Annotated in this window: 17 protein-coding genes; 13 read left to right on the top strand and 4 right to left on the bottom strand. The window is 61.8% G+C overall.

All coding sequences use genetic code 11. From position 1 onward, the window contains the following. Nucleotides 1-223: 223 nt before the first annotated feature. From ACT3S6_RS05060 to ACT3S6_RS05025, 8 genes are all read left to right on the top strand, one after another. Entirely contained in the window at nt 224-3,511 is a 3,288-nt protein-coding gene (locus ACT3S6_RS05060) for a helicase-related protein (protein WP_444554071.1), read from the top strand. Further along, nucleotides 3,511-4,176 carry a DUF4391 domain-containing protein gene (locus tag ACT3S6_RS05055; RefSeq protein WP_444554070.1) on the top strand — a complete coding sequence of 222 codons (666 nt, stop codon included), beginning with the start codon at nt 3,511-3,513 and terminating at the stop codon, nt 4,174-4,176. Before ACT3S6_RS05060 ends, ACT3S6_RS05055 begins: the two co-directional genes overlap by 1 nt. A gap of 3 nt (nt 4,177-4,179) precedes the next feature. Beyond that, a complete protein-coding gene (locus tag ACT3S6_RS05050; protein ID WP_444554069.1) occupies nt 4,180-6,147 on the top strand; it encodes a site-specific DNA-methyltransferase in 1,968 nt (655 codons plus the stop codon). Nucleotides 6,148-6,153: 6 nt separating this feature from the next. Further along, nucleotides 6,154-9,264 (top strand): type III restriction-modification system endonuclease, encoded by a 3,111-nt coding sequence (locus tag ACT3S6_RS05045; RefSeq protein WP_444554068.1) that lies wholly within the window; start codon nt 6,154-6,156, stop codon nt 9,262-9,264. A 9-nt stretch (nt 9,265-9,273) separates the two neighbouring features. Beyond that, entirely contained in the window at nt 9,274-11,064 is a 1,791-nt protein-coding gene (locus ACT3S6_RS05040; RefSeq protein ID WP_444554067.1) for a GmrSD restriction endonuclease domain-containing protein, read from the top strand. Between the two features lie 282 nt (nt 11,065-11,346). Next, nucleotides 11,347-12,855: a class I adenylate-forming enzyme family protein gene (locus tag ACT3S6_RS05035; protein ID WP_444554066.1), complete on the top strand. Its 1,509-nt coding sequence runs from the start codon at nt 11,347-11,349 to the stop codon at nt 12,853-12,855. Beyond that, on the top strand, nt 12,852-14,111 hold the full coding sequence (locus tag ACT3S6_RS05030; RefSeq protein ID WP_444554065.1) for a beta-ketoacyl-[acyl-carrier-protein] synthase family protein: 1,260 nt from the start codon (nt 12,852-12,854) through the stop codon (nt 14,109-14,111). The genes ACT3S6_RS05035 and ACT3S6_RS05030 overlap by 4 nt, the downstream gene beginning before the upstream one ends. 13 nt (nt 14,112-14,124) lie before the next feature. Beyond that, nucleotides 14,125-15,297, top strand: coding sequence for an acyl-CoA dehydrogenase family protein (locus ACT3S6_RS05025; protein ID WP_444554064.1), 1,173 nt, complete (start codon nt 14,125-14,127; stop codon nt 15,295-15,297). Between the two features lie 347 nt (nt 15,298-15,644). Here the strand turns inward: ACT3S6_RS05025 and ACT3S6_RS05020 are convergent, their stop codons facing one another. Next, nucleotides 15,645-16,526, bottom strand: coding sequence for a GIY-YIG nuclease family protein (locus ACT3S6_RS05020; protein WP_444554063.1), 882 nt, complete (start codon nt 16,524-16,526; stop codon nt 15,645-15,647). Between the two features lie 164 nt (nt 16,527-16,690). On the opposite strand from ACT3S6_RS05020, the gene ACT3S6_RS05015 reads away from it, so the two are divergent. The 5 genes from ACT3S6_RS05015 (at nt 16,691) to ACT3S6_RS04995 (ending at nt 24,879) form a co-directional block, all read left to right on the top strand. Beyond that, a complete protein-coding gene (locus ACT3S6_RS05015; RefSeq protein WP_444554062.1) occupies nt 16,691-18,136 on the top strand; it encodes a hypothetical protein in 1,446 nt (481 codons plus the stop codon). After that, entirely contained in the window at nt 18,133-20,655 is a 2,523-nt protein-coding gene (locus ACT3S6_RS05010) for a DUF5129 domain-containing protein (protein ID WP_444554061.1), read from the top strand. Before ACT3S6_RS05015 ends, ACT3S6_RS05010 begins: the two co-directional genes overlap by 4 nt. A 152-nt stretch (nt 20,656-20,807) precedes the next feature. Continuing rightward, nucleotides 20,808-21,947, top strand: a complete 1,140-nt coding sequence (locus tag ACT3S6_RS05005) for a GH25 family lysozyme (protein ID WP_444554060.1) — start codon at nt 20,808-20,810, stop codon at nt 21,945-21,947. 76 nt (nt 21,948-22,023) lie between these two features. Beyond that, entirely contained in the window at nt 22,024-23,739 is a 1,716-nt protein-coding gene (locus ACT3S6_RS05000; protein ID WP_444554059.1) for a long-chain-fatty-acid--CoA ligase, read from the top strand. A gap of 36 nt (nt 23,740-23,775) precedes the next feature. Continuing rightward, nucleotides 23,776-24,879, top strand: a complete 1,104-nt coding sequence (locus tag ACT3S6_RS04995) for an AI-2E family transporter (RefSeq protein WP_444554058.1) — start codon at nt 23,776-23,778, stop codon at nt 24,877-24,879. On the opposite strand, the gene ACT3S6_RS04990 is transcribed toward ACT3S6_RS04995, so the two are convergent. The 3 genes from ACT3S6_RS04990 to ACT3S6_RS04980 are packed head-to-tail and all read right to left on the bottom strand — an operon-like array spanning nt 24,876 to nt 26,500. Beyond that, nucleotides 24,876-25,007 carry a hypothetical protein gene (locus ACT3S6_RS04990; protein ID WP_444554057.1) on the bottom strand — a complete coding sequence of 44 codons (132 nt, stop codon included), beginning with the start codon at nt 25,005-25,007 and terminating at the stop codon, nt 24,876-24,878. The two genes, ACT3S6_RS04995 and ACT3S6_RS04990, sit on opposite strands and share 4 nt — an antisense overlap. 34 nt (nt 25,008-25,041) lie before the next feature. Continuing rightward, nucleotides 25,042-25,692 (bottom strand): CoA transferase subunit B, encoded by a 651-nt coding sequence (locus ACT3S6_RS04985; protein ID WP_087000227.1) that lies wholly within the window; start codon nt 25,690-25,692, stop codon nt 25,042-25,044. 4 nt (nt 25,693-25,696) lie between these two features. Continuing rightward, nucleotides 25,697-26,500, bottom strand: coding sequence for a CoA transferase subunit A (locus ACT3S6_RS04980; RefSeq protein WP_444554135.1), 804 nt, complete (start codon nt 26,498-26,500; stop codon nt 25,697-25,699). Between the last annotated feature and the right edge of the window lie 4 nt (nt 26,501-26,504).

The following is a 26,504-nucleotide window of genomic DNA, read 5'->3' as shown; positions in this document are numbered from 1 at the left end:
GAAGATTCGAGTCGTGGAATTAGTCGGGGGCCACAGTGATCGAAATATTGCAGCCTATAATCGGGAGTCTGTGTTCGGTAGGGTCGCGAGAATCGCTGGCATGTATCTGGAATGCCTTGGTGAGCATGCCCGACCGTCTGTGTATCCGAGAGCGGGAGTGTTCATCCGGTGAGACTGTTGGCTTTGGATACGGTAGTTCCTTCGTTGGGGTAGGTGGCTGAGTATGCGCATGATCGATAATGTCAACGATCTGCTCGGTGATGATCTCAAAGCGGTGATCAAACCGGGGTCGAAGGTTCGTGTCGCGGCGTCGGCTTTCTCTATTTTTGCTTTTCAGGCTTTGCGTGAGGAGCTTGAACAGGTTTCCGGGTTGGAGTTCATTTTCACTTCTCCGTCGTTCGTGACTGAGAAGGTCACGGATCAGCTCCGTAAGGAACGTCGCGAGTTTTTCATCCCGGCGGGTCAGACGGAGTCGAGTCTGCATGGGTCTGAGTTCGAGGTCCGGTTGCGTAATCAGTTGACGCAGCGTGCGATCGCGAGGGAATGCGCGGATTGGGTGCGCCGCAAAGCGGTTTTTCGTTCTAGCGCTACGGGTCAGCCGATGCAACAGCTTGCCACGGTTGATGACAGCGTGGCTTATTTTCCGATTCAGGGGTTCACGACCACTGATTTGGGGTATGAGAGTGGCCCTGCGGTTTCGAATGTGGTCACCAAATTCGAGGGTTCTGCTGAGACCCGACATTTCTTGGGCCTCTTTGATCAGATCTGGCATGATCCTGCGCAGTTGGATGATGTCACCGAGGCGGTACAAGAGCATATTGCCAGCGTGTATACGGAGAATTCCCCGGCACGGATCTACTTCCTGGTTCTTTATAACTTGTTCGCGGAGTTCTTGGAGGACATCGACGAAGATGTGTTGCCTAACGATCGGACCGGTTACCAGGAGACGAAGGTCTGGCAGAGCCTGTATGACTTCCAGCGCGACGCGGCGACGGGGATCATCAATAAGCTCGAGACCTATAACGGGTGCATCCTTGCCGACAGTGTGGGTTTAGGTAAGACGTTCACTGCGCTGGCGGTGGTGAAGTACTACGAGCTGCGTAATAAGTCTGTTTTGGTGTTGAGTCCGAAGAAGCTGGCGGAGAACTGGACGAATTACAACGCGAATCTAACGACGAATATCTTCGCTTCGGACCGGTTCAACTACGACGTCCTGGCTCACACCGATTTATCCCGGGTGAGGGGCGAGTCGTTGGGGTTGCGGCTGGATCGGGTGAACTGGGGTAATTACGACCTGGTGGTGATCGATGAGTCGCATAATTTCCGTAATGCTGATTATGCAGAAGAGAAGGAATCGCGTTACCAACGGTTGATGCGTCAGGTGATCCGTGAGGGTGTGAAGACCAAGGTACTGATGCTCTCGGCGACCCCGGTGAACAACCGGTTCAATGATCTGAAGAACCAGCTCCAGCTTGCCTATGAGGGGGAGTCGGAGAACCTGGCGAAACATTTGAATCTTTCCACGACGGTGGAGAAGGTCTTCAGTGATGCCCAGAAGGTCTTCAACGAGTGGCAGAAGCTGGGGGTGGAGGATCGGACCACTGACCGAATCCTGCAGATGTTGGACTTTGATTTCTTCGAGCTACTCGATTCAGTGACGATTGCCCGGTCCCGCCGGCATATCCAAGCGTTCTACGACACCACGGAGGTCGGCGCGTTCCCGACCCGTCTGGCGCCGAAATCGATTCGTGAGCCGTTAACCGACTTGCCCGGGGTGCCGGGGTTCAACGAGATTTTCGAGAAACTTCAGGGCCTGACGTTGGCGATGTATACACCGTTGACGTACGTGTTCCCTAGCCGGCTGGCGAAATATGAGGATCTTTACAGTGTCACCGCCGGCACGGGGCGGGCCAATCTTGGTCAGGCGGGCCGTGAGCAGGGTTTGAAGAAACTGATGACCGTGAACCTACTCAAACGCTTGGAAAGCTCGGTGGAAGCGTTTCGGCTGACCCTGTCACGGATTGAGGGATCGGCTGAGAAGACATTATCTCGTTTGGATTCCCACGCCGCTGCGTCTTCGGGTCTGTCGGCGGAGTTGTCGGGGTTGGATTTTGATCTCGATGACGAGGAAGACGCGAACGTCGAGGCGATTTCCTTCGGGGAGAAGATCAAGATCGAACTGGATGACATCGATGTGGAGTCCTGGCGGCGAGACCTATCCAACGACCGTGAAACGCTCCGTGGACTGCTAGCGGAAATGGCCAAAGTCACCGCCGGACATGATCTGAAACTACAGCGAATCAAGAACCTCATTACCGAGAAGGTCGCCCACCCGATTAATGAGGGCAACCGCAAGGTACTGGTGTTTTCGGCGTTCGCCGATACCGCGAACTACCTCTACCGTGAGTTGGCGCCGGTCCTGCAGGAGGCAGGGTCACAGATGGGGGTGATCACCGGGGGTAGTCATGGGGCGAAGACAACGTTGGGGACCGGTTTCGATTTCCAGCAGGTCATGGCGATGTTCTCTCCGACGTCGAAGCAGCGTCATCTGATGATGCCGCAGGAGACTCGTGAACTGGATGTGCTCATAGGTACCGATGTGATCAGTGAGGGCCAGAACCTCCAGGACTGTGACTACCTGATCAACTATGACATCCATTGGAATCCGGTGCGGATCATTCAGCGTTTCGGGCGTATCGATCGCATCGGTTCCACGAACGAACGGATTCAACTGGTTAACTTTTGGCCCGATATTTCTTTGGATGAGTACATCAATCTCAAGGAACGTGTCGAGAACCGGATGGTGATCGCCGACGTCACCGGTACGGCCGATGACAATGTGTTGTCCCAAGAGGATCCCGACGCTGCCTTTAGGAAGGAACAGTTGCGCAAACTCCAGGACGAGGTCATTGAGCTGGAGGATGTCCGGACGGGGGTGTCGATCACGGATCTGGGTATGAACGATTTCCGGATGGACTTGCTGGGGTACATCAAGGAACACGGTGATCTGGCCAAGGCGCCCAAGGGGTTGCATGCGGTGATTCCTGCCGATCCGGTCAAAGGGTTGAAGCCGGGTGTGATCTTCGCTCTGCGGAACGTGAACACGGGCCAGGATAATAATAATCGGGGCAACCGGTTGCACCCGTATTATCTGGTTTACCTCGATGATGCGGGCGCTGTCGTGGCCGATCACACCGAGGTGAAGCATTTGCTGGATCTGATCCGTGGTGGGTGCCGCCCCTATGATGAACCGGTCACCGAGGTAGTCAGGGCCTTCAACAAGGCAACAAAGGATGGCGCCGAGATGGATAGGTACTCCGATCTGCTGACCGATGCGATTCATTCGATGATCGACGTCACTGAGGAACGCGATATCGATAGCCTGTTCACCGGTGGGCATACTTCTGCGTTGACGCAGGCCATTGCCGGGCTCGATGATTTTGAATTGATCGCGTTCATTGCCGTCATTGACCCTGCCCTGACCGTTTATGATGGGCCGGCTACGTCCTGATGGTTGATCTGCTTTACCGTTGGCCGGCTGCTGCGAAGTTTGGTAGCCGGGTGCCGAAAGAAAAGTTCTACTCACACGGGACTGTCACCGCGGTGGTGAAAGAGAAATTCGTTTCCGAAGTCCAGCGCATCACCTGGGCCTATAAGCTCGCTGAAGCCACGATCAACCTTCCCGCAAGTCTGGCGGTGCCCGAGATCCAGGTTTTTCAGATCGACGCGAAGACCCAGGACGTGTCCGATGCGGTGCTGGCCGCGATCGATAGGGCGATCCCGTTTCCGATCATTTTCGAGATCACTCGTGGGGGTGGTGAGTCGGCTCGTGTGCGGATGGTGGCTGCGCATAAGCAGCTCGTCGCTGGTGCCCCGAAGATCAGCGCCTACTACACGACCGTGTGGCAGCACCTCGATACTGCACGGGAGCCCGTGCCGACGGCGACGAGCCTGTCGGGGCTTTATACGGGGTTGTTGGGCCCGTTGATGCCGGTGGTGGTGCGTCCGGGTGAGGAAATGACGGGGGTGGCTGACAGACTACAAACCGTGGCCAAACTCGAACGAGAGGTGACTGCGTTGGAGCGTAAGCTCCGCAACGAGCCCCAGCTCAACCGCAAGGTCGAGTTACGTCGTATTTTGAAGATCAAGCAAACCGAATTGGAACAGCAAAGGTAGCCCGTGGAGAAATTGCGTATGACCTCGCCCGACTTGACCGATAAGAATATTGGCAAGATTGCCGAACTGTTCCCTAGCGTTGTGACCGAGACTCTCGATGATGAGGGTAATCCGACGAAGTCCATCGATTTCGACTTGCTGCGTCAGGAACTTTCGGATCATGTGGTTGATGGGCCTCAGGAGCGTTACCAGTTGGATTGGCCGGGTAAGCGTGCAGCTTCGTTCGCTGCGAACGCGCCGATTGCTAAGACGTTGCGTCCGGTGCGTGAGGAATCGGTGGACTTTGAGAACACGAAAAACCTCTTCATCGAAGGCGATAACCTAGATGCGTTGAAGTTGCTTCAGGAGTCTTACCTGGGCAAGGTCAAGCTGATTTATATTGATCCGCCATACAACACGGGTAATGATTTCGTGTATAACGACGACTTCGCAGAAAGCGCGGAGGAGTACCTGTCGAGGTCGGGACAGACAGACGACAGCGGGGCCAAGTTATCGGCGAATCCGGAGTCGAATGGACGCTTTCATTCCGACTGGTTGAGCATGATGCTGCCACGACTGAAATTGGCGCGGAATTTGCTCACCGAAGACGGAGTCGTCTTCATCTCAATCGATGATTCGGAGCTCGGAAGTCTCCAGCGTGTCACATCAGAAATGTTTGGCGATACCAACTTTGTTGGAACGATGGTTTGGGCCGCTGGAAGGAAGAATGACTCAAAATACATTTCCTCTTCGCACGAGTACATTCTTTGCTACGCGCGGAATCTCAGCGTCCTTAAAGAGCGCGGTGTCACTTGGAAAGTCCGAAAGAAGGGGCTGACCGAAATATACTCGGAGGCCGCCAAGCTAGTCCGTGCGCACGGTGAGGACTATAGCGCCGCGTCAACGTCGCTCCGAGAGTGGTTCAAGTCGCTTCCCGTTTCCCATGAGGCCAGGCGGAACAAACATTATTCGCGGATTGACCAGCGGGGTGTGTATTTTCCAGGCGATATTTCCTGGCCTGGTGGAGGCGGGCCAAAATATGAAGTGTTGCACCCCGAGACTGGGAACCCAGTAAAGATCCCAGCACGCGGATGGTTGTTCCAAGAACCGGTGATGCACGAGCACATCAGAATGGGCCGTGTGTTCTTTGGAAGCACAGAGGATTCAGTTCCAACGTTTAAGCGCTACCTCCAAGACACAGAGTTTGAAGTTCCTTACAGTGTGTTTTATCAAGATGGTCGAGCAGCATCGAAGCGACTTCGCAGTCTCATGGACGGACCTGTCTTTGACTTCCCGAAGGATGAAACTGTCATCCAGACTTTGGTCAACATGGTAACTAATGGTGATGACATCATTATGGATTTTTTTGCGGGTTCCGGTACTACAGCCCAAGCGGTCATGGCGCAGAACGCTACTGACGGGGGCAGTAGGCGATTCATTATGGTGCAACTTGATGAGTGTCCAGCTCCGAGAACCGAAGCAGAAAAACAAGGGTATACATCGATTGCCGCAATAGCACGGGAACGGATTCAGCGTTCGGCACAATCCGTGGCTAGCGCGGCTGAGATTAGTGCGAAAGATATGGATGGGGGGTTCCGTGCTCTTCGCATTGATACCACCAACATGATCGACGTCCTTCGTTCGCCGGATGCCACTGATCAGTTGGCTCTTGAGGAGCTTGAGGGCAGTGTGAAGCCTGATCGTTCAGGTGAGGATTTGTTGTTCCAGGTGTTGTTGGACTGGGGTTTGGAACTGTCGATGCCTATTGCCGTTGAGCAGATCGACGGTTACGAGGTATTCGTCGTTGAAGATGATGCGCTGATTGCGTGCTTTGATGACCACGTCAGCCCGGAGCTTGTGAGAGAGATTGCCAAGCGGGAGCCGTTGCGGGCTGTGTTCCGTGATTCTGGGTTTGATTCTGATGCTGCTCGGATCAATGCGGAGCAGGTTTTCCGTGAGGTCTCGCCGGTGACTGATGTGAAGGCGGTCTGAATCTAGATGAAGCTTCAGTTCAAGGTCCAGGGCTACCAGACCGATGCTGTGGATGCGGTGGTGGCGAACTTCGCCGGTCAGCCCAAACACGACGGTATTTCTTACCGGGTTGATCCGGGGAAGGTGAAGCCGGTTTCCAACCCGGGGTTGTTCGAGATGAATCCTGTGTCGGACTCGGGGTTGCGCAACGCCGATATTGCGCTGTCCAGTACGCAGTTATTGGAGAACGTCCGTAAGGTGCAGGGTTCTCGGAATCTGCCTTTGTCAACGGAACTGGTCCAGAGTAAGGCTGCCCCGGGAGCGCCGAGTCTGACGGTTGAGATGGAGACTGGTACGGGTAAGACGTACGTCTATATCAAGACGATCATGGAGCTATATAAGCGGTACGGGTGGTCGAAATACATCATTGTTGTTCCCTCGGTTGCGATCCGTGAGGGCGTGAAGAAATCGTTCGATGTCACGGCTGAGCATTTCCAACAGTTTTATGGGACGAAACCTCGTTCGTTTGTCTATAACTCTTCCCAGTTGCATGAGTTGGAGCGGTTCAGTTCCGATGCCGGGGTGCAGGTGATGATCATCAACATCCAGGCGTTCAACGCTACGGGTAAGGATCAGCGGCGGATTTATGATGTGCTCGATGATTTCCAGTCCCGCCGTCCTATTGATGTGATCAAGGCGAACCGGCCGATCGTGATCATTGATGAGCCGCAGCGTTTCGGGGTGGAATTCGATACTAAATCCGGGAAACCGAAGAATGCCTCGACCTCGATCAAATCTTTGGCTGAGTTCAATGCGTTGATGGTCCTGCGTTACTCGGCGACCCATAAACCCCATCATGAATACACGAAAGTGCACCGGTTGGATGCTTTGGATGCGTATAACCAGAAGCTGGTGAAGAAGATCGCGGTGCGGGGTATCACGGTCAAGGGCCTTGCCGGGTCGAGCGCGTACCTTTATTTGGATGCGATCGAGATCGCGAAAGGTGCGAAGCCACATGCCCGGGTCGAGATTGAGGTCCAGACCAAGGCCGGGGCGATCAAGCGCCAGGTCAAGCGCTTGGATGTGGGGGCGAATTTGCATGATGTCTCCAATGGCATTGAAGCCTATAACGGCCTGTTTATCACCGATATCGACGCGACCCGCGACGTGATCGAACTCAGTAGTGGGGACGTTGTCACTGCAGGTCAGTTGGCTGCTGGTGATGTCACGGAGGAGACGAAGCGTCGGATCCAGATCCGTGAGGTGGTCCGGGCGCATCTGGAGAAGGAACGTGAACTGTTCAGCCAGGGTGTGAAGGTACTCTCTCTGTTCTTCATTGATGAGGTGGCCAAGTACCGCGACTATGAGCGTGACGACCACCTTGGCGAGTATGCCCGTGTGTTCGAGGAGGAATACACGGCCATCCGGGATGAGGCTCTTGCTGAGTTGCCGCTGGATGAGGCGTATCAGCAGTATCTGCGTCGCGACGTGGTGGGTGCGGTGCATGAGGGTTATTTCTCGATCGATAAGAAGAGCAAACGACAAGTCGACGGCAAGATCAGCGGCCGTGGCGACGATAAGGGGCAATCTACTGATACGGATGCCTACGATCTGATCCTCAAGGATAAGGAACGTCTGCTCTCCTTCGCTGAACCGGTGCGGTTCATCTTCTCCCACTCGGCCTTGCGGGAGGGGTGGGATAACCCGAACGTGTTCGTGATGGGGATGCTGAAGAAGAGCGACAACACTGTTTCTCGGCGACAGGAGATCGGGCGTGGCCTGCGGTTGGCGGTTGATCAGCAGGGGGACCGGATGGATAACCCGGTTACGGTGCATCAGGTCAATGAGCTGACTGTTGTCACTGACGAGGCGTATACGGATTTTGTGACGGGCCTGCAGAAGGAGCTCTCCGAGTCTCTGGCTGCCCGTCCGCGTAAGGCGAGCGCCAAGTTCTTCACCGGTAAGACCATCGTCACGAATGAAGGCGAATCCTCTCTTGGGGATGCGGAGGCGCTGGCGCTTTATAAGTACCTGATCAAGAATGACTACCTCAACGACGACGACACCGTCTCGGAGGCCTATAAGGAGGTCAAGAAGTCGGGGACGTTTGCTGTGCCGACGTCCGACGTGCTGCTGCCGATCATTGATTTCGTGTGGCCTTTGGTCGACGAGCTATACATTGATCTGCCCAAGCCAGTGGATGCCCGTAAGCTCAAGAAGCTTGAACCCAATGCCAACCTGGGGCGGAAGGAGTTCCAGGAGTTGTGGGGGAGGATCAACCACAAGGCGGTGTACCAGGTTGAGTTCGATTCGGATGAGCTGATCGGTAAGTGCGTCAAGGCGCTGGATAAGCATCTGAATGTCGCAGCGATGCAGTATGTCGTCCAGGCAGGGCAGCAACGTGACTCGTTAGATGCCGAGGACTTGAGCTCCGGCGAGGGGTTTACTGCTACGAGCACGAAGACGGAAACCGAGAAGATTAGCGCCGGCTCTCAGGTGCAGTACGACTTGCTGGGTGAGATTACGGAGAAGACCCAGTTGACTCGGCGTACGGTCGCGGCGATTCTGCGCGGTATCGGGCCGAGCACGTTCGGGAAGTTCCGTATCAATCCGGAGCAGTTCATTACCGAGGTTTCGCGGCTGGTCAATGAACAGAAGGCGACGGTCATCGTCGAGCACCTCAGTTACGACTCCTTGGAGGACCGGTACGAGACGGCGATCTTCGCGGAGAACCAGACGAGACAGGAACTCATCGCAGGCCAGGAAAAGTTGGCTAAACATGTTTATGACTATGTGGTTACTGATTCGAAGGTCGAGAAGGCGTTTGTTGCCGAGTTGGAGACGAGTAAGGAAGTCGCGGTTTATGCGAAGCTCCCTCGGGGGTTCTTCATCCCGACACCGGTGGGAGACTACAACCCGGACTGGGCGATTGCCTTCACCGAGGGCAGCGTGAAGCATGTCTATTTCGTCGCCGAGACCAAGGGCTCCCTATCGACCCTGCAACTCAAAGGAGTTGAGGAGGCGAAGATTGAATGTGCCCGTAAATTCTTCGAATCCGTGAGTGAGGCCAATGGCCAGAACGTGACTTACGGGGTTGTCACTGATTACACCGAGTTGATGCAACTCGTGGCCGGTTAGGGGAGAGTGATGGCGAAGTACAAAGTCACGCAGTCGGCGGTCACGCAGTTGTTGGAGGATGTTCGGCGTGAGCAGATCGCCATTCCTGAGCTGCAGCGGCCGTTTGTTTGGGACAGTGTCAAGGTTCGGGATCTTATGGATTCCCTCTATAAGGGGTATCCGGTCGGTTATCTGATCACTTGGCAGTCGGTGGGCGCTTATCTCAAGGACGCGCAGATCGCGGCCCACCAACAGATCCTTATTGACGGGCAGCAACGTATTGCTGCCCTTCGTGCGGCGGTCGCCGGGTTGAAGGTCGTCAATAAGCGGTATCAATCTGTTCGGATCAAGATCGCGTTCAATCCGGTATTGGAGCTGTTTGCAACGTGGACTCCGGTGATCGGGAAGAATCCCGAGTGGATTCCCGACATTAGCGAGCTATTCAACGCCACTTCCACCTATGGCTTCGTGAAGGCCTACTTCGAGGCCAATCCTGAGGTCGATCCCCAGGTGGTTGAAACCAATATTGGTCGACTCGAGGCAGTGAAGAACGCTCAAATCGGTATTATCTCGCTCAATGACGATCTGGATGTCGAGACGGTTGCGGAGATCTTCATCCGGATCAATTCGAAGGGTGTCCCGCTGAGTAGCGCAGATTTTGCGATGAGCAAGATCGCCACCTTTGGGGAGCGCGGCCGCAATATCCGCAAACTCATTGATTACTTCTGCCAGCTCGCGGTTGCACCTCATGCGTATTCGGATATTCAGGACAACGACACCGATTTCGCCGCAACTACGTACCTCTCGTCGATTTCATGGCTGAAAGACGATACCGGTGACCTCTATGATCCGACCTATGGAGACATCATTCGCGTCGCTGGGTTGGTGGGTTTCAGCCGCGGCAAGGCCTCGTCGATCGTGGGTGAAATCTCCGGCAGGGACCCGGAAACACGAAAGATCGACGAGAGTCGCATCCCGGTTGCCTACGACAAACTTGAATCCGCGCTGCTCCAGATCGTAAAAAAATACCATTTTGAAAACTTCATCATGATCATCAAATCAGCGGGTTTCATTGCCCCGGGCATGATTGGTTCAAAGAATGCCCTGAACTTCGCCTACGCCCTGTATTTGCGACTACGGGCCGATGCAACCCTCTCCGAGGGAGAGCGCAAGCGCATCGTTAGACGCTGGTTCGTGATGTCGATGCTCACCGCGCGACACTCGGGCAGTTTCGAATCAACCTGGGAACAAGATATCCGGCGAATCAACACGCAGGGAGCTGCCGCCTATCTCAAACAGATCGAAGAGTCAGAACTAACGGATGGTTTCTGGGAGGTCTCCCTGCCGAACTCCTTGGAAACCACGAGCACGGCGAGCCCCTTTTTCCAGACGTTCCTCGCAGCACAGGTGGCAGGGGGTGCGCGTGGGTTCCTTTCCAAGAGCATTACGGTCGCTGCCATGCACCAGCAGTCCGGCGACATACACCACGTGGTTCCCAAGGACTTCTTGCAGAAGAATGGCTTCGCAGACCGGTCTGACTATAACCAGGTAGCGAACTTCGCGTTGACGGAGACCTCGATCAATATCAGTATCAGCAATAAGCCTCCCAGCGTGTATATGGCCGATATTGCTGCCCAGATTGAATCGGGGGCACTCGTGCTTGGTGAGATCACGGATTCGGGGGAGCTTGAACGTAATCTTGCCGAGAACGCGATCCCGCCGAACTTGGCGAACGTGTCAGCGGGTATGTATCCGGAGTTCCTCGTGGAACGCAGGAAACTCATGGCCGGAGTGGTCCGGACATACTTCGAAGGGCTCTAAGGAGTACTTGAAGAGGAACAGCCATAGTAGTTTGGGTGCCACCTCCCGAAGAGTTCGAATGTCTAGTTAAACTCGTCGATTCAGCCAGGCGTGCTCGCAGAATGGTGAAGCAATCAGAGGAAGGCACGCTACGGTTCTTTGGCCGCCGCTGTCGGGTACCGGCTCGGAGGCAGTCCAACTGCTGGGGGCCAGTTCCCCTCATTCCGGGAAGAGTCACTAGAGTCGGGTCTGGCTGAAAAACATAAACCAGCCGGATTGCGTCGAACCAAAGGGAGGCTGCGGGTGCCGATTACACGGACCGTGCTCGACACGGCCGAACACCATCCCGACCAGCCGGCGATCGGCGGGGACGACGGCCGCCTGACGTACGCGCAGCTCGTTGACGATTCGCGGCAGATGTTCGCCGTCGTTGATTCCCTGCACGGCGCCCAAGCCACTCCACCAGAAGCGGCTGCCGAAACCGCCGGCATCCCGATCACGGCAGTGAGTATCTCCTCGGCCTTCCACACCTCGCGCATTATCGCGGGACTCGCCGGGTTCCGTGCCGTGTCGGCGACCGTGGACCCGCAGTGGCCGCTGGATCACCAGATCAGTGTCATCCTCTCCACGGGAATCGGCGTGGTCATCAGTGACTCGACCGACCTGGCAGACGGTCTCGTCGCGCGTGGCTGGGCGGGCACCATCATCACGCTCGCAGAGTTCAGGCAGAAGGAAACGTCCGTCGCCCCGGCAGCGGAACCAGCAGTGCGGGATGGTGACGAGCCGTTCCTCCTGTTGTTCTCCTCGGGAACGACGAGCAACCCCAAGGCTTTCCTGAAGACCCGGCACCAATACCGCGAGAACTTCGCCGTCTCCAGCGCCTACCTGGAGCCGTACGCCGGCGTCGCCACCCTTGCCCCCGGTCCGGTGTCCTACAGCCTCACCCTCTACGCACTCATTGAATGCCTCGCCTCCGGCGGTAGCGTCCATGTCGCGGACGCCTTCGACCCAGCGGCATTGGGCCGGCGTATCCACGACGAGAAGATCACCCGCGTGGTGGCCGTGCCCGCGATCGTCCAAACACTGGTGGATGCTGCCCGCCGTAACCCGGAATCCCTGGCGACGCTCGAACTGGTGGTCACCGGCGGCGCGAACCTCCCCGCGATCTTGCGCACCGGGCTGGCCGACGTCCTACCCGATGTGCGGCTCATCAGCTACTACGGGGCGGCGGAAATCGGGTTCATCGGCGACAGCCGGGGCGGTGACGGCACCCGCATCAGCGTCTACGACGGCATCCGCGTGAGCATCCGTGACGACCAAGGAGCTGAAGTGTCCGACGGCGAACCCGGCACCCTGTGGGTCCACGCCGCCTCATGCTCCGACGGGTACCTCCCGGGAACAACGGACGCAGTGCTGCAAGGAGCCGACGGCTGGGCCACGGTGAACGATCAGGGACGACTGATCGACGGTGCGCTGGTGCTGGAGGGCCGCGCCGGAGACGTGGCCGTCACCGGTGGGCATAAGGTCTCCTTGCCCGGTGTCGAGCGTGCCTTTGACGGCATGCCGCAGCTGGGAGCGGTCTGCGCAGTAGCGCTCGCCCACGAGCGGCTCGGCACCGTCGTCGCACTCGTCATCGAAGGGGAGGTGCCGGAGAAGAGCGAGCTGCTGGCCCAGGCCCGTCGGGAGCTGGCCCCGCAGTTCGTCCCGCGCCGCTGGTACAGGATGGAGCAGCTGCCGCGCACCGTCGGTGGCAAGATTCGCCGCCCTGCCGTCGCCGATTTGGTTGCCCACGGAGAGGCCGTGCGCTTATGAACGAGCGTCGTCGCGTCATGATCACGGGGCTGGGGGCGATCACCCCGAGCGGTGTGGATGTTCCGACCCTGTGGGGCAACGTCGTCCATGGCCGCAGCGCCATCACCACCCTTGACGGTCACGAGTTCGAGAACCTTGCCGTCCGCATCGGCGGCGACGTGAAAGGTTTCGACGCCACCACCGTCCTGAAGCCCAGCCTGGCCCGCCGGCTCAGCCCCAGCCAACACTGGGCCATAGCCGCCGGCGACCAGGCCATGGAACAGGCCGGCTGGACCCCGGAAGCGGCGGAGATGCCGTGGAACCCGCAACGCTTCGCGATCATGGCCGCCACCGGCTCCGGACCGGTCGATGCCATGCAACAGGCGACCCGCATTCTGGACCAGAAAGGCCCACGGTCCGTGCCGTTGACGTTGGCGATCCACGGTGCTCCGGATGCTGCTGCAGCCATCCTCAGCCAGCGGTACCAGGCGTTCGGCCCCGCGCAGGGGGTATCAGCGACCTGCGCCAGCGGGGCAATCGCCCTCGGGGAGGCGATGCGCCGGATCCGCCACGGGTACGCCGACGCGGTCCTGGTGGTTGGGATGGAGGACTGCCTGAATGCGGTGAACCTGGCCTCGAACGCGAATATGCGGGCACTCGCCGCAGGCTATGAAGATGACCCGACCGCCGCCTCCAGACCGTTTGACCGGGCGCGGTCCGGCTTCGTGATGTCGGCCGGCTCTGCGGCCATTCTGCTCGAATCCGAGGAGAGTGCCCGCGCCCGGGGAGCCACTGCGCTGGCGGAACTGGCAGGATTCGGTGCCGCCAGCGACGCCTATCACGCCACCGCACCACATCCGGAAGGACGCGGAGCGGCGCAGGCCGTCCGCGACTGCCTGGCCGATGCGGGTGTCACCGCGGAGACGGTCGACCACATCAACGCGCATGGCACGGGGACCCCTGCCGGTGACGCCGCCGAACTGAACGCCCTGGAGGCCGCACTCGGTGACCGGGCCCGGACCATTCCGATCAGCGCCACCAAGTCGAGCATGGGCCATCTGCTCGGCGCCTCGGGAGTCGTCGAAGCGGTCATCGCCGTCCAAGCGATCCGCAACGGGATCTTGCCGCCGACGATCAACCTCCAGGATCCCGAATTCGAAGGCTGGGATATCGTGGCCGGCGAGGCCCGACGCCAGCAGGTCACCGCCGTGCTGTCGAACTCCTTCGGATTCGGCGGACATAACGGCGCGGTCTTAATCACCCGTGGGAATGAATAACGAGGGAGCACCTATGCCAGACCGAGAGATCCGCCATGCAGAGTTGGCAGAGCAGTACCTGCCCGAGGATTTGTTGGAGCGCTTCCGCGAACGTGCCGACCGTTACGACCGGGAGAACACTTTCTTCCACGAGGACCTGTCAGAGCTGATCGAGCAGCACTACCTCACCGTCTTCGTGCCCGAGGAATTCGGCGGCCCGGGTCTGAGCCTGAACCAGGTGTCCCGCCTGCAGCAGCGCCTGGCCACAGCGGCACCCGCGACGGCGTTGGCGATCAACATGCACCTCATGTGCACTGGCGTTGCCCGGGCCCTGTTCGAACGCGGTGACCGGTCGCTGGACCATGTGTTCGGCGAATCCATGAATGGGGAGATCTTCGCCTTCGGGATCAGCGAACCGGCCAACGACTGGGTGCTCCAGGGCTCGAACACCACCGCCGAACCCCAGGACGACGGCGGTTATCTGCTGACCGGGGTGAAGATCTTCACCTCACTGTCCCCGGTATGGACGCGACTGATCACCCACGGGCTGGACAGCACCGACGCCGAGAACCCGACCCTGGTCTATGGGTTCATTGAGCGGGATACCGAAGGCATCACGGCCTCGGACCAGTGGGACGTGCTGGGTATGCGCGCCTCACAGAGCCGGGCCACCTCCTTGGAGAAGGTCCGGATGGCGCCCGAGCGGGTCGTCCGCAGAATCCCGACCGGTCGTCACCCCGACCTGCTGGTCTTCGCGATCACCAGCAACTTCCAACTGCTCATCGGCTCGGTCTATGCCGGGGTCGCCCACCGTGCTCTCGAGTTGGGGGCGCAGGGGCTCAAACGCAGGAAGTCGGCGAAGACCGGAACGACCTACGCCGAGGTCCCGGAATTCAGGACCCGGCTGGCTGATGCCCATATGGAGTACATGGCGGTCCCGGCCCAGTTGGATTCCTATAGCCGCGACTTCGACGAGCTCGTCGACCACGGGGCGGGCTGGCCATTGCGATTGGTCAGTTCCCGCATCAACGCATCGACCGTCGCCCGGCACGCCGCCGAAGCTGCGCTGATGTGTGCCAGCGGCAGCGGGTTCAACAACGGAAGCGAAATCAACCGTTTGTTCCGCGATGCCAGCGCGGGGCTCTTTCACCCGCCGACCACCGACGCAGCGCGGCCGATGTACGCGGCAGCGTTGCTCGACGACTGACTGAACGAGCAACTTAGCTACGCTCGCCAGCGGACGGCTGTGCTGCCCATTGTCTGGCCGTGGGCATACGCGGAGATGGTCGTGGACTCGGCGTTGTCTCCGAATCCCGCCGGGATTTCACCTTGCCATGGGTGCCGAAGGTACGGTGTTCGCGAGCGTCTACCTGCCGCCCAAAGGCAGGGGGCTGATGCGCCGATGGCAGTCTGGCCGAGCCGGTGATCTCCTGAATGGGCGGGGGAAATCGCCGATGGTCCCAAGTGCCCTGAAGAGCGGGCTTCTCGTTCCAGCAGGTGAAAAGTACCAAAGACAGGCTTGGCCGATTCGGGGCTGGCCAGGTCCACCTGCAGCTAGTTGCGGTTGAGCCCGTGGTCTCTAGTGAGTAACGCCTTCTTGAAATGTGATTCCGCTGCGTCAATTTTTGAAGTTGGGGTGCTGGGGTCGAACACTTGCAGAATGCTGAACTGGAAGTGTTGGCGATGAGTTACATCGATTCCGTCCAGTTCCCTCAGCGCAGCGTTGCCCCCGTGCCCTGTTTTGGCGTAGGAACTCCAGCGCCCAAGGAATCGCTCGGTGCCGTCTGCCTTCCCCACATATAGCTGACCGGTCTTTCGGTCGGCGATCAGGTAGATGCCCTGGACCGCACTGAGAGCCGTCCTCCACTGGTGGTAGCGATCGTCGTGGACGACCAGCTGTAGCTGGTTGTAGTCCACCACAAGAGAGTCGAAGCCAGGGAAAGGTTCCACATGGGGGTCGGCGATTTCAACGATTTTCATAGCGAGTGTCTTGTTGCCCGTCTTGGCCCAATTGACGGGATCCGCCGTCCACTCAATGACGAGACGGTTTCTAAGGGCAGAGAGTGTGGGAGATTCTCGTAGGTCAAAGTACCGTCGCCTGGTGGTGCGTTCCTCTGGAAGTTCGCCGTGATTCTCATAGGCGGTGAGGAAGCGTGCTCGGCGTCCACTGGTTGCCAGGAAGTTCAGCCAAATCGATGGCGGAGTCTTGCCGATTTTGTTGCCGAGGCTTTGTTCACGGGCATACGCGAGCAGACGTGGGCCAGTCGCATCCGTTTCGTTTGTCAATCCATTTGGGGTCAGGGTGTGCCGGACAACGAGAATGTCTTCGGGCTGCAGGCCGGTGGCTTGGTAAAGCTGTCCCAACGTGAGGTTGCCCGTGATGTCGGTGTGGAAATTTGTGTTCAACTTTGCATGCCTTACCTTGAATTGGGTCACGGCTCCGGAGCCGTCCTGAATTGGGAACTTGGCTTCCGACAGGCTTTCATACTGTGCCTCTAGGCGTTGGATGTCGGGTGAGCGCCGGGAGCCGAGACTCGTATCCCGGCCCCGGGCTACAGTGGGAAGAGATTTTTGCCCGTTCGCACCGGACCGGAGTCCCCATGAGTACCTCGTACCGCCGTCGTCCACTGTCTGTGGTGTGCGCGGCGCTCGCCGGACTCGTGATGGTCGGCGCGCTGGCGGGCCCCGCCGTAGCCAGCGAGGCGCCGGATCCCGCAGGCCCCACGGTACAGACCCCCGATAAGCCCGATGAAGATGAAGGCAAGATCCGGATTCCCGGGCGGGACGCCGAATCCGAGCACCTGTTCCTGGCCGTCGTCGAGGCCGCCGCCGACCGGGTGGATGCCCGGGAGATCGTCGATGCGGTGGAATCCGCCGGGATCAAAGGGGACACCCGGATCCTGTTGGCGGTGGACCAGCAGCCCACCGAGATGAAGGGCGCCGCCCAACTGGTCCGTGGCTCGTTGATGTTCGGTCAGTCGGACGCCCTCGCCGATGACTGGGTGGAGAACGGGAAATCCGAGGGGTATGTGGGCAAGGACTGGTTGGCCATCGGCGTGATCCTGCCCGAGAACGACGGCGGCCCGGTCGACGTGTCCATCGACCCCGGACGCAAGATCGAACTGGCCGACGACACCAGCCTCGAAGCGATGGCCGGCAGCGGGAAGGCGGCCTTCGCCGCGGGTGACTACACCCAGGGCCTGTCAGAACTGGCCGTTGCCGCCGGGACCGGGATCAACGCCCGTTCCAATCCTTTGCCCTGGGTGCTGGGGGGAGTGGGGGTCGTGGTCGTGGCCGGCATCGGCGCTTTGGTGGCCAGCAGCCGGCGCAATCGGCGCGCGCTGGCGCAGCAGGCGCGGGAGAAGGAAGCCGTGTCCCTGCGGGCACGGATCCACGAGGTGGCCGGAGGGTTGAGCCAGCGCGGCGATACCCCTCCCCGCCGGGGAAGCCCCGGGCCGGTCGCCGCCTCCGTCGCCCGGCTGACCACCCAGCTGGTGGAGCGGACCGCGGGGGAGGAACAGGCCGCCGAGGACGCGGCCGCCGATGACACTGCGACCTTGACGGCGATCCTTCACCGGCTGGAAACCCAACAACGTGCCCTGGCCGGGGTGGACGTCCTGCTCGGCACCGGGAGGGCGACGAAGCAGGCCTGGCACCGCCAGCTCCAGATTCACCGGGACCGGCTGCAGGAGGTGGCCGACGGGCTCGATGTCCCCGGGGCCAGGAAGCTCGACGCTGCCCCCGACGCGGTGGCCGTGTTGATCGAACACACCCGCGCGTTGGACGAGGCCGGCAAGGACCTCCGGCGGGCGGCCAAACGAGGGCGCCGGAAACCCGGTTACGAGCTGCTGGACCGGTTGGAGGGGCTGCGGATCGAGCTCGATGCCGTCGCCGAGCGCCTCACGGCCCAGGCCGCGGCCACCGAAATGGAGCTGGAGCTGGAACCGTCCGACCCCCACGACGTCCTGGCCCAGCTCGCCCGGGCCCTTGACCTGCTCGAGTCGGCGGGGACCGGCCGCACGCCGGCCGCCGGGAGGCGGGCATGAGCGCCGCCGAGACGGGCCGCCTGATGCGCGCCGGGGACTCCCGCCCCCGCTTCGGTTTCCCCTGGCTGGCCCTGGTGCTGGGGGTGGTCACGCTGCTCTTCGCCGGATTCGGCTGGTACGCGGTCACCGCCGAACCGGGAGCCCAGGTGCGCATCGAGGTGGAGGGGACCCCGGGCCACGGCATCAGCCAGTCCAGCATCGAGGCCGCCCACCCCGACCCCATCCGCTCGTGGAAGCCCTTGACCCTCAAGGTCACCGACGAGTACCTCAGCGCCGACCAGCAACACGGCAGGACGGACCTGGACGCCGACGTCGTCCTCTCCACGCAGTGGAAGAACCTGGAGGATTCGACCAGGGAACGCCGCTTCACCGGGGCCGCCCTGCGCTCCTCCGAGGAGTCCGATGACCGGTATGCGATCGGCAGCACCTATGTGAACAACCTCGGGCTCGGGCATGGCCCGTTGGCCGTGGTGGCCGCCGCCGAAACCGCCGCCGATGTACTGGGTGGAGGGCCCATCCGCACCCCCGTGTTCTGGGTGGCCGGCACCGGTCTGGGGATCCTGCTCACCGGCACCGCCCTGGCCTTCTCGCTGCGCCGGCGCCGGAAGTGGGAGAGCCGATACCGGAGGCTGACCGCAGCCCAACGCCGGCTCGCCCGGGTGGTCCTGGATCTGGAGGCACTCGAGGTCACCTACCGGACGACCCCGGAACGACGTCGACCCGACGGGTACACCGTGGCCTGGCGGACGTTGCGGGATTCGACCCTGGAGCTGGCCCGCAGCGAGCCAGGGGTCATGACCGCCGTCCGCGACCCGGAGACCGCGCTGACCCTGCATACCGGGGGACTGGTCGATCTCTTCGAGGCCTCCTCCCGCGAGCTGACCACCCTGGCCGATGCCCTGCTCGCCGCCGGCGCCGTGCACGGAAACCTGTCCCGGCGCGGCGCGGTCTTCGACCGGATCACCGCCCCGATCAACGACGCCGCCCGCGAACTGATCATCCGCCTCGAAGCGGCCCCGGCCGACGTGTTCTCGGCCAAGACCATGGACGATCTGCGCGGTAGGTTGCGGGCCCTGCTTCAGGCCTCGGCCCGTTCTGGCCGCGGCAGGACCGGCACCGGGGTCCAGGCCTGGGCGGAGACGGAGCGCAGCCTGGAGGGGATCGCCCGGCATATCGCCGACGTGCTGCGTCGCTACCCGCACGGGAAGGTCAGGGCCCGCCGGCGGGACACCGAGGACCTGAGCGAACTGCGCGAGAGCCTGGGCCTGCCCGGGGAGGCGTCGTTGGCGCTCACGGTCCTGGACGAGGCCAACGCCGTGGCCCGTGCCCTGCTCGGCGACGTCGAGGCCTACGACTCCCTGGCCCCGGCCCGCACACCCCGCGGACCCCACCGCGGCCGGGGCCGTCGCGGTCTGCGGCGGCTCCACCCCGACGATCTGGGCCCGGAAGCCACCGGCCGAAGCACCCGGAGCCGGTGGATCTGGGGGACCGCCGCCGCCCTGGTGGCCTCGGCCGTGGCCGCGGGGCTGATCACCGGGACCGTACTGGGCCGTCCCGGCTGGGAACTGACCGGGACCGACCATTTGCGCAGCCTGACCATCGACGGGCAGGCCGAGGGGGTCACCGGGGCCGGGATCCGCGGCTACCTCGAAGACAAGTTCCCCCAACCCATCGACGTCACCCTGGCGGTCCGCGACGCCGAACAATACCTGCAGCCGACCCCCGACGAGAGCTCGGATCTGGGCGTAGACGTGGATCCTGGCCGCCACCTCGACGCCCTGTGGCGGGTGAAGGACGAGTTCCCCGGTCTGCTGGACCCGAAGACCGGCGAACTGCGGCGGGACCAGGTGATCATGCCCGTCATGGTCTTCGACGACGGCCGAGTCGCCGTGCCCGGCCAGCTCGCCGGGGCCACGGCACTGGGGGACGGCCGCCGGCTGGGAGCGGCGAACTGGACCATGCCGCACCTCTACGTCTCCTCACCCGGGACGGCCGAGGTCACCGTCGCCCACGGACTCGAGGACCTGGCCCGCGGCCTGCAATCCAACGGTTTCCCGGACCAGAACATCAGCGGGGCCCTGCTGTTCTGGCTGCTGACCGTGACCCTGACATTGGGACTGCTCACGGCGGCCCAGGTGGTGCGGTTCGGTGGGACCATCTCGGCCGGCCTCGGCCGGTTCGGCCGGGGTGGGGCCGGCCTGCGCCGGGCCCGGGCCGAACTGGACCAACTGGCCCTGGGGTTGGACGATTCCCGGCTCGATACGGTGGCCGTGCTGGGCGCGGGGGCCGCCTCGACCAGTGCCGAGGCCGACCAGCGGCTCTTCGAACGGGCCCTGGTGATGGCCTGGCGCGAAGCGGACGACCTGGCGGCGCTGCCGCTGTCCGCCCGGCTCACCCAGCACTACCTCGACCGCGTCACCCGGCTGCAACGACTCGTCGCCACCCTGGGGAAACGTGACGCCGACGTCCACCGCCGCACCGCGGCACTGCTGGAGGCCACCCGCGTCACCGGGGGCTGATGGCCTGCTGTGACACGTCCTGGTTGGTACGTGACGGGAGTCGGGAAACATTGCTGGAACAGTCGTACTTTTCCTTGTGGGCCTACGTCGTGTCTGGAAGACTGCCCGGGGACGAGCCATACGACTCAACAGCATTGATGAGAGGACCGACCATGACCCCGTCACCGGCACGCAGCTTCCGCTTCGCCGCGATCCCCTTGGCCGCGGCCTTCGCCCTGACCACGGCCATGGCCCCGGTCGCCTCCGCAGCGCCGGCCGCCCCCGTCCCTTCCGACTCGGCACAGCCGGGACCCGCAGGACAGGCGATCGCCGACGCGCTCTCCGACGGCCAGGTTCCCGCCGCCGAACGGAAGGCCCTGGCCGAGCAGGCCTCCGACGCACTGGGGGAGGAGGCGCTGCCCGCCCGGATGGGACAGGGGCAGAAACGCATCGCCGAAACCGGGGACCCTCGGGTCCCCACGCTTCAGGAACTGGCCGAACTGGGCCGAGCAGCGGGCGGGGAGGCCGTGTCGATCCCAGAGCTTCCGGCAGGCCAGTCGAAAACACCGAACTCGGCCGTCTCGCCGTCGTACACCTCCGGCAACGGCTGGTGGCGTCCGCCGGGGGTCCCCGGGGTGGACGTCTCGGCGCACCAGGGCACCGTGGACTGGTCCTACGCCTACGGCAAGGGCGCACGCTTCGCCTATGTGAAGGCCACCCAATCCTGGGCGACCTCGCTGTACACCAACCCCGACTTCACCCAGCAATACAACGGTTCCTACGATGCCGGGATGATCCGTGGGGCCTACCACTTCGCCATGCCCGCGGCCTCCAGCGCAAAAACCCAGGCCCGGGACTTCGTGGCCCATGGCGGAGGCTGGTCGGCCGATGGCAAGACGATGCCGCCGCTGCTGGACATCGAATGGAACCCCTATGACGCCCAGACCTTCCCGCAGGGCAAGGGGGACACCTGCTACGGGATGAGTCCGAAGGAGCTCTCCGACTGGATCCACGCCTTCGGGGTGGAAGTCAGGAACCTGACCGGCCGGCTGCCGATGATCTACACTGCCAGCTCCTGGTGGAACCAGTGCACCAACTCCTCTTCCCGGTTCAAGAACTGGGATCTGCATGTGGCCCGCTACCCCGGCTCCGCCCAGGACACCCCCGGTACGCTGCCCGGCGGATGGACCGACTACCGGCTCTGGCAGTACGCCACGGATACCGGTTTCATCGGCAAGAACAGGGGAGTGGACGGCAACGTCTTCAACGGGTCCCTGGCCCAACTGCGCTCCTTGGCCAAGAGCAAGGGCTGACCACCGCCGGCGGGAATCCCGGCACGGAGAGGCACGGGATTCGCCGTCGTCGTCCTTTCGCGGGAAGATGGGCCTCATGGACAATGCCACCGGTGCCCCCGACCAGCCATCCGCCGCGCAGCAGCCCTGGGTGAAGAACTACCAGCCGGGCGTCCCGGCCGAGATCGAGTTGCCGACCGAATCGCTCATCGACATGCTCGAGCACTCAGTGGCCGAGGCCGGCAGCCTCCCGGCACTGGAGTTCTTCGGCCGCCGCACCAGCTACCGCGAGCTCGGTGAGCAGGTCGACCGTGCCGCCGAAGGCCTGCGCACCCTCGGGGTCCGCGCGGGGGACCGGGTGGCACTGGTGCTGCCGAACTGCCCGCAGCATGTCGTCGCGTTCTACGCGGTGCTGCGCCTGGGCGCCGTCGTGGTCGAACATAATCCGCTGTACACCGCCCGCGAACTACGCCACCAGTTCGAGGACCACCAGGCGCGCATCGCCATCGTCTGGGACAAGGCCGCCGCGGCGCTCGCCGACTTCCCCGCCGATATCGAGATCGACCACGTCGTCTCGGTCAATCTGCTCGAGGCCTTCCCGAGGATCAAACGCGCCGCACTGGCCCTGCCGGTGGGCAAGCTGAAGGCCACCCGGGACTCACTCACCGCCAAGGCCCCGGGCACCACCGGCTGGAAGAAGCTGCTCTCCCACGGCACGCTCGATCCGCTGCACCCGCGCCCCGACGTGGACGACCTGGCGGCCATCCAATACACCTCCGGCACCACGGGACGCCCCAAGGGGGCGATGCTGACCCACTTCAACCTGTATTCGAACGCGCTGCAGGGCGAGGCCTGGATGGAAGGGGCGCAATACGGCAAGGAGATCTTCTACGCCATTCTGCCGATGTTCCACGCCTTCGGCATGACGCTGTACCTGACCTACGGGATCCGCAAGCAAGGCATGCTGGTCCTGTTCCCGAAGTTCGACCCCGATATGGTCCTGGATGCGATGAAGAAGTCCCCGGCGACCGTCTACTGCGCGGTCCCGCCGATCTACGAACGCACCGCCATCGCCGCGAAGGAACGCGGGATTTCATTGCGCTCGGCCAAATACTGCATCTCCGGGGCGATGAACCTGCCCGACCACGTCGTCGAGCTCTGGGAATCGGTCTCCGGGGGCCTGCTGGTCGAAGGCTACGGGATGACCGAATCCTCGCCGGTGGCCCTGGGCAACCCGTTCCATCCCACCCGGCGCAACGGCACCATCGGGGTGCCCTTCCCCTCGACCCTGATGAAGGTCGTGGACCCCAAGGACCCGGCCGTGGAGGTCACCGCCGGGGACCCGGGGGAGCTGCTCATCAAGGGCCCGCAGGTCTTTTCCGGATACTGGAACAACCCCGAGGAAACCGCCAAGACCCTGCTGCCCGGCGGCTGGCTGCGGACCGGGGACATCGTCACCGTGGACGACGACGGTTTCGCCACCGTGGTGGACCGGGCCAAGGAACTGATCGTCACCGGCGGCTTCAACGTTTCACCCACCGAGGTCGAGACCGTGCTGCGCCTGCACGCCGACGTGAAGGATGCCGCGGCCTTCGGCAAGCCGCTGGAACGCGGCGGGGAAATGGTGTTGGCTGCCGTCGAGCTTGAACCCGGAGCCACCTTGGACGAAACAGCATTGCGCGATCATTGCCGCGAACATCTGGCCGGCTATAAGGTCCCCAAGCGGGTCGTGGCCATCGACGACCTGCCGCGTTCGATGCTGGGCAAGATCCTCCGCAAGCAGGTCCGCGAACAGGTGCTGCCCGGACTCTGATCCGTCATCCACCCTGGACCAGTACGGGAGAACACGATGACTGAACCTGACGAGGCACTCGACGGACGCGAACGCCTGCAGTGGACCCATAGTTTGAGTCGTGCCGGTGAGCGGGCCCGCAGCATTTTGTACCTTCTGGTGTTGGTGGCCGTCGTCGTCTTCGGGCTCCTGCAGATCACCGTCGTGATCGTGCCGCTCTTCCTGGCGCTGATCCTCGCGGCGGCCATCAACCCGCTCGTGATCTGGCTGCGCCACCACGGCTGGTCGGCGGGGCCAGCCACGGGCACCGCCTTCGCTGCCTTGCTCATCGCCTTCGGGGCCATCCTGCTCGGCGTCATCACGACGATCCGTGCCGAATGGGGGTCCCTGGCGGACCAGGCGGGGGACCGGACCAAGGACCTGTGGACCGCGCTGAAAAATAGTCCGTTGCCGGTCAACGACGCGACGCTGAAGCATGCCCAGCAATCCTTCCAGCAGCTGTTGGGCAGCGATGCAACACAGGACCAGGCCATGGCCGGCGCGGCGCTCGTCTCGGAAATGGCGACGGGCTTCGTGCTGATGGCCGTCATCCTGTTCTTCTTCCTCAAGGACGGCGGGAAGATGTGGGCCTTTGCCACCGGAAAGCTGCGCGGCCGGCAGCTTGCCAAGGTGCGGATCGCCGGCCGACGGATCACCGCCGTTTTGGGCGGCTACGTCCGTGGGACGGCCATCGTCGCCGCAGTGGACGCCGTCCTGATCGGGGCCTGCCTGCTGATCCTGCAGGTGCCGCTGGCCCTGCCATTGATCGTGCTGATTTTCATCGGGGCCTTCATCCCCATCCTGGGTGCCACGGTCACCGGGATCCTGGCCTCCGTCGTCGCACTTTTAGGCGTCGGCCCGGTGGCGGCAGTGATCGTCCTGGTGGTGGTGGTCGTGGTGAACCAGCTCGAAGGCAACCTGCTGCAGCCGGTGGTGATGGGCCGCACGCTCCAGATCCACCCGCTGGTGGTCCTGCTCGCGCTGGCCACCGGCGCCGTGGTCGCCGGGGTTCTCGGGGCCATCCTCGCGGTCCCGTTCACGGCAGCAGCCTGGGCCGCCCTGCAGGTGTGGGCCGGGGTTCCGGCGGACCGCGCCGACGGGAGCCGATCGGTAGCTTCCTAGGCTGCGGCCCCGGTTTCGACCAGGAGCACACCCCCGATGATCAGGATGATGCCGCAGGTCATGACCCAGTTCAGCGGTTCACCGAAGAGGACCTTGCTGGCCAGAACAGAACGGGCCCGGCCTTTCAAGGACCGGGCCCGTGTGCACGACGGTTGCCATGGACTAGGCGTTGGCGAGTTCTCCACCCAGGGTCAGTTCTGGTTCGGTCGCGGCCCTGACTTCCTCGACACTCACACCGGGAGCGGTCTCCAGGAGCACCAGACCGTCCTCGGTCACCTCGATCACCGCCAGGTCGGTAATGATCCGGTTCACCACGGCCTTACCGGTCAGCGGAAGCGAACATTCATTCACGATCTTTGCCGAACCGTCCTTGGCCGTATGGTCCATCAGGATAATGACCTCTCGGGCACCCTGCACCAGGTCCATGCCACCACCGGGGCCCTTGACCATCTTGCCCGGAATCATCCAGTTCGCCAGATCCCCGTTGGTGGAAACCTGCATCGCTCCGAGGATCGCCACGTCGATCTTCCCGCCACGGATCATCCCGAAGCTCATGGCCGAATCGAAGAAACTTGCTCCCGGATTGACCGTCACGGTTTCCTTCCCGGCATTGATCAGGTCCGGATCCACATCCTCTTCGGGGGGGTACGGGCCCACACCGAGGATGCCGTTTTCCGACTGCAGAACCAGTGTCCTGCCGGCGGGGATGTAGTTCGGAACCAGGGTCGGCATCCCGATGCCCAGGTTCACATAGGCTCCGTCGACCAGTTCCTGCGCGGCCCGCTCGGCCATCTGCTCACGTGTCAGTGCCATCGTCTCAACCTTCCTTCGTCGCCGAACCGGCGGCTTCACCAGCTGGGCGTACCGTGCGCTTCTCCACTGGCTTTTCGATGTCCCGACCGACTTCCAGGACGCGGTGCACATAGATCCCCGGCAGATGGACCTGGTCAGGGTCGATCTCGCCGGGCTCCACGAGCTCCTCAACCTGAGCGATACACACCTTCCCGGCCATCGCTGCCGGCGGGCCGAACTGCCGGGTCGCCTTGTTGAACACCAAGTTGCCGTGCTTATCGCCCTTCAGCGCGTGGACCAACGCGAAATCGGAGACGATGGCCTCTTCCAAAACGAAATCGTTTTTCTCCCCGCCTGGGGCGAAGCTCCGCACTTCCTTGGGCTCCGAACCCTGGAGAATGTTCCCATCGGCGTCGTACTTCTGCGGCAACCCCCCTTCGGCCACCTGAGTACCGACTCCGGCAGCGGTGTAGAACGCAGCGATGCCTGATCCACCGGCTCGTAGCTTCTCAGCCAGCGTCCCCTGCGGGGTCAACTCCAATTCGAGTTCCCCGGTGAGGTACTGGCGAGCAAATTCCTTGTTCTCGCCCACATAGGAAGAAGTCATCTTCCGGATCCGGCCGGCAGCAAGCAGGACACCAAGTCCCCACCCATCGACACCGCAATTATTGGAGACCACCGACAGGCCCGTAGCGCCTTGTTCCAAGAGGGCCTCGATCAATGCCATCGGGTTCCCTGATAGTCCGAAACCGCCGACAGATATCAAGGATCCATCCCCGATATCCGCTACGGCTTCCGCCGCAGAACCGACACTTTTATCCATTGTCATGCTT

The sequence above is a fragment of the Arthrobacter sp. AOP36-C1-22 genome (genome assembly GCF_052377515.1).
Lineage (GTDB): Bacteria > Actinomycetota > Actinomycetes > Actinomycetales > Micrococcaceae > Arthrobacter_H.
The sequence above is the reverse complement of the archived record's forward strand: the minus strand, read 5'-3'. Positions and strand labels throughout refer to the sequence as shown.

Coding starts and splice junctions, on each gene's coding strand:
- ACT3S6_RS04985 (WP_087000227.1), bottom strand. CDS start 25,692: ATGGCACTGACACGTGAGCAGATGGCCGAGCGGGCCGCGCAGGAACTG.
- ACT3S6_RS05005 (WP_444554060.1), top strand. CDS start 20,808: ATGACCCCGTCACCGGCACGCAGCTTCCGCTTCGCCGCGATCCCCTTG.
- ACT3S6_RS05010 (WP_444554061.1), top strand. CDS start 18,133: ATGAGCGCCGCCGAGACGGGCCGCCTGATGCGCGCCGGGGACTCCCGC.
- ACT3S6_RS05025 (WP_444554064.1), top strand. CDS start 14,125: ATGCCAGACCGAGAGATCCGCCATGCAGAGTTGGCAGAGCAGTACCTG.
- ACT3S6_RS05040 (WP_444554067.1), top strand. CDS start 9,274: ATGGCGAAGTACAAAGTCACGCAGTCGGCGGTCACGCAGTTGTTGGAG.
- ACT3S6_RS05055 (WP_444554070.1), top strand. CDS start 3,511: ATGGTTGATCTGCTTTACCGTTGGCCGGCTGCTGCGAAGTTTGGTAGC.
- ACT3S6_RS05000 (WP_444554059.1), top strand. CDS start 22,024: ATGGACAATGCCACCGGTGCCCCCGACCAGCCATCCGCCGCGCAGCAG.
- ACT3S6_RS04980 (WP_444554135.1), bottom strand. CDS start 26,500: ATGACAATGGATAAAAGTGTCGGTTCTGCGGCGGAAGCCGTAGCGGAT.
- ACT3S6_RS05030 (WP_444554065.1), top strand. CDS start 12,852: ATGAACGAGCGTCGTCGCGTCATGATCACGGGGCTGGGGGCGATCACC.
- ACT3S6_RS04995 (WP_444554058.1), top strand. CDS start 23,776: ATGACTGAACCTGACGAGGCACTCGACGGACGCGAACGCCTGCAGTGG.
- ACT3S6_RS05060 (WP_444554071.1), top strand. CDS start 224: ATGCGCATGATCGATAATGTCAACGATCTGCTCGGTGATGATCTCAAA.
- ACT3S6_RS05015 (WP_444554062.1), top strand. CDS start 16,691: ATGAGTACCTCGTACCGCCGTCGTCCACTGTCTGTGGTGTGCGCGGCG.
- ACT3S6_RS05045 (WP_444554068.1), top strand. CDS start 6,154: ATGAAGCTTCAGTTCAAGGTCCAGGGCTACCAGACCGATGCTGTGGAT.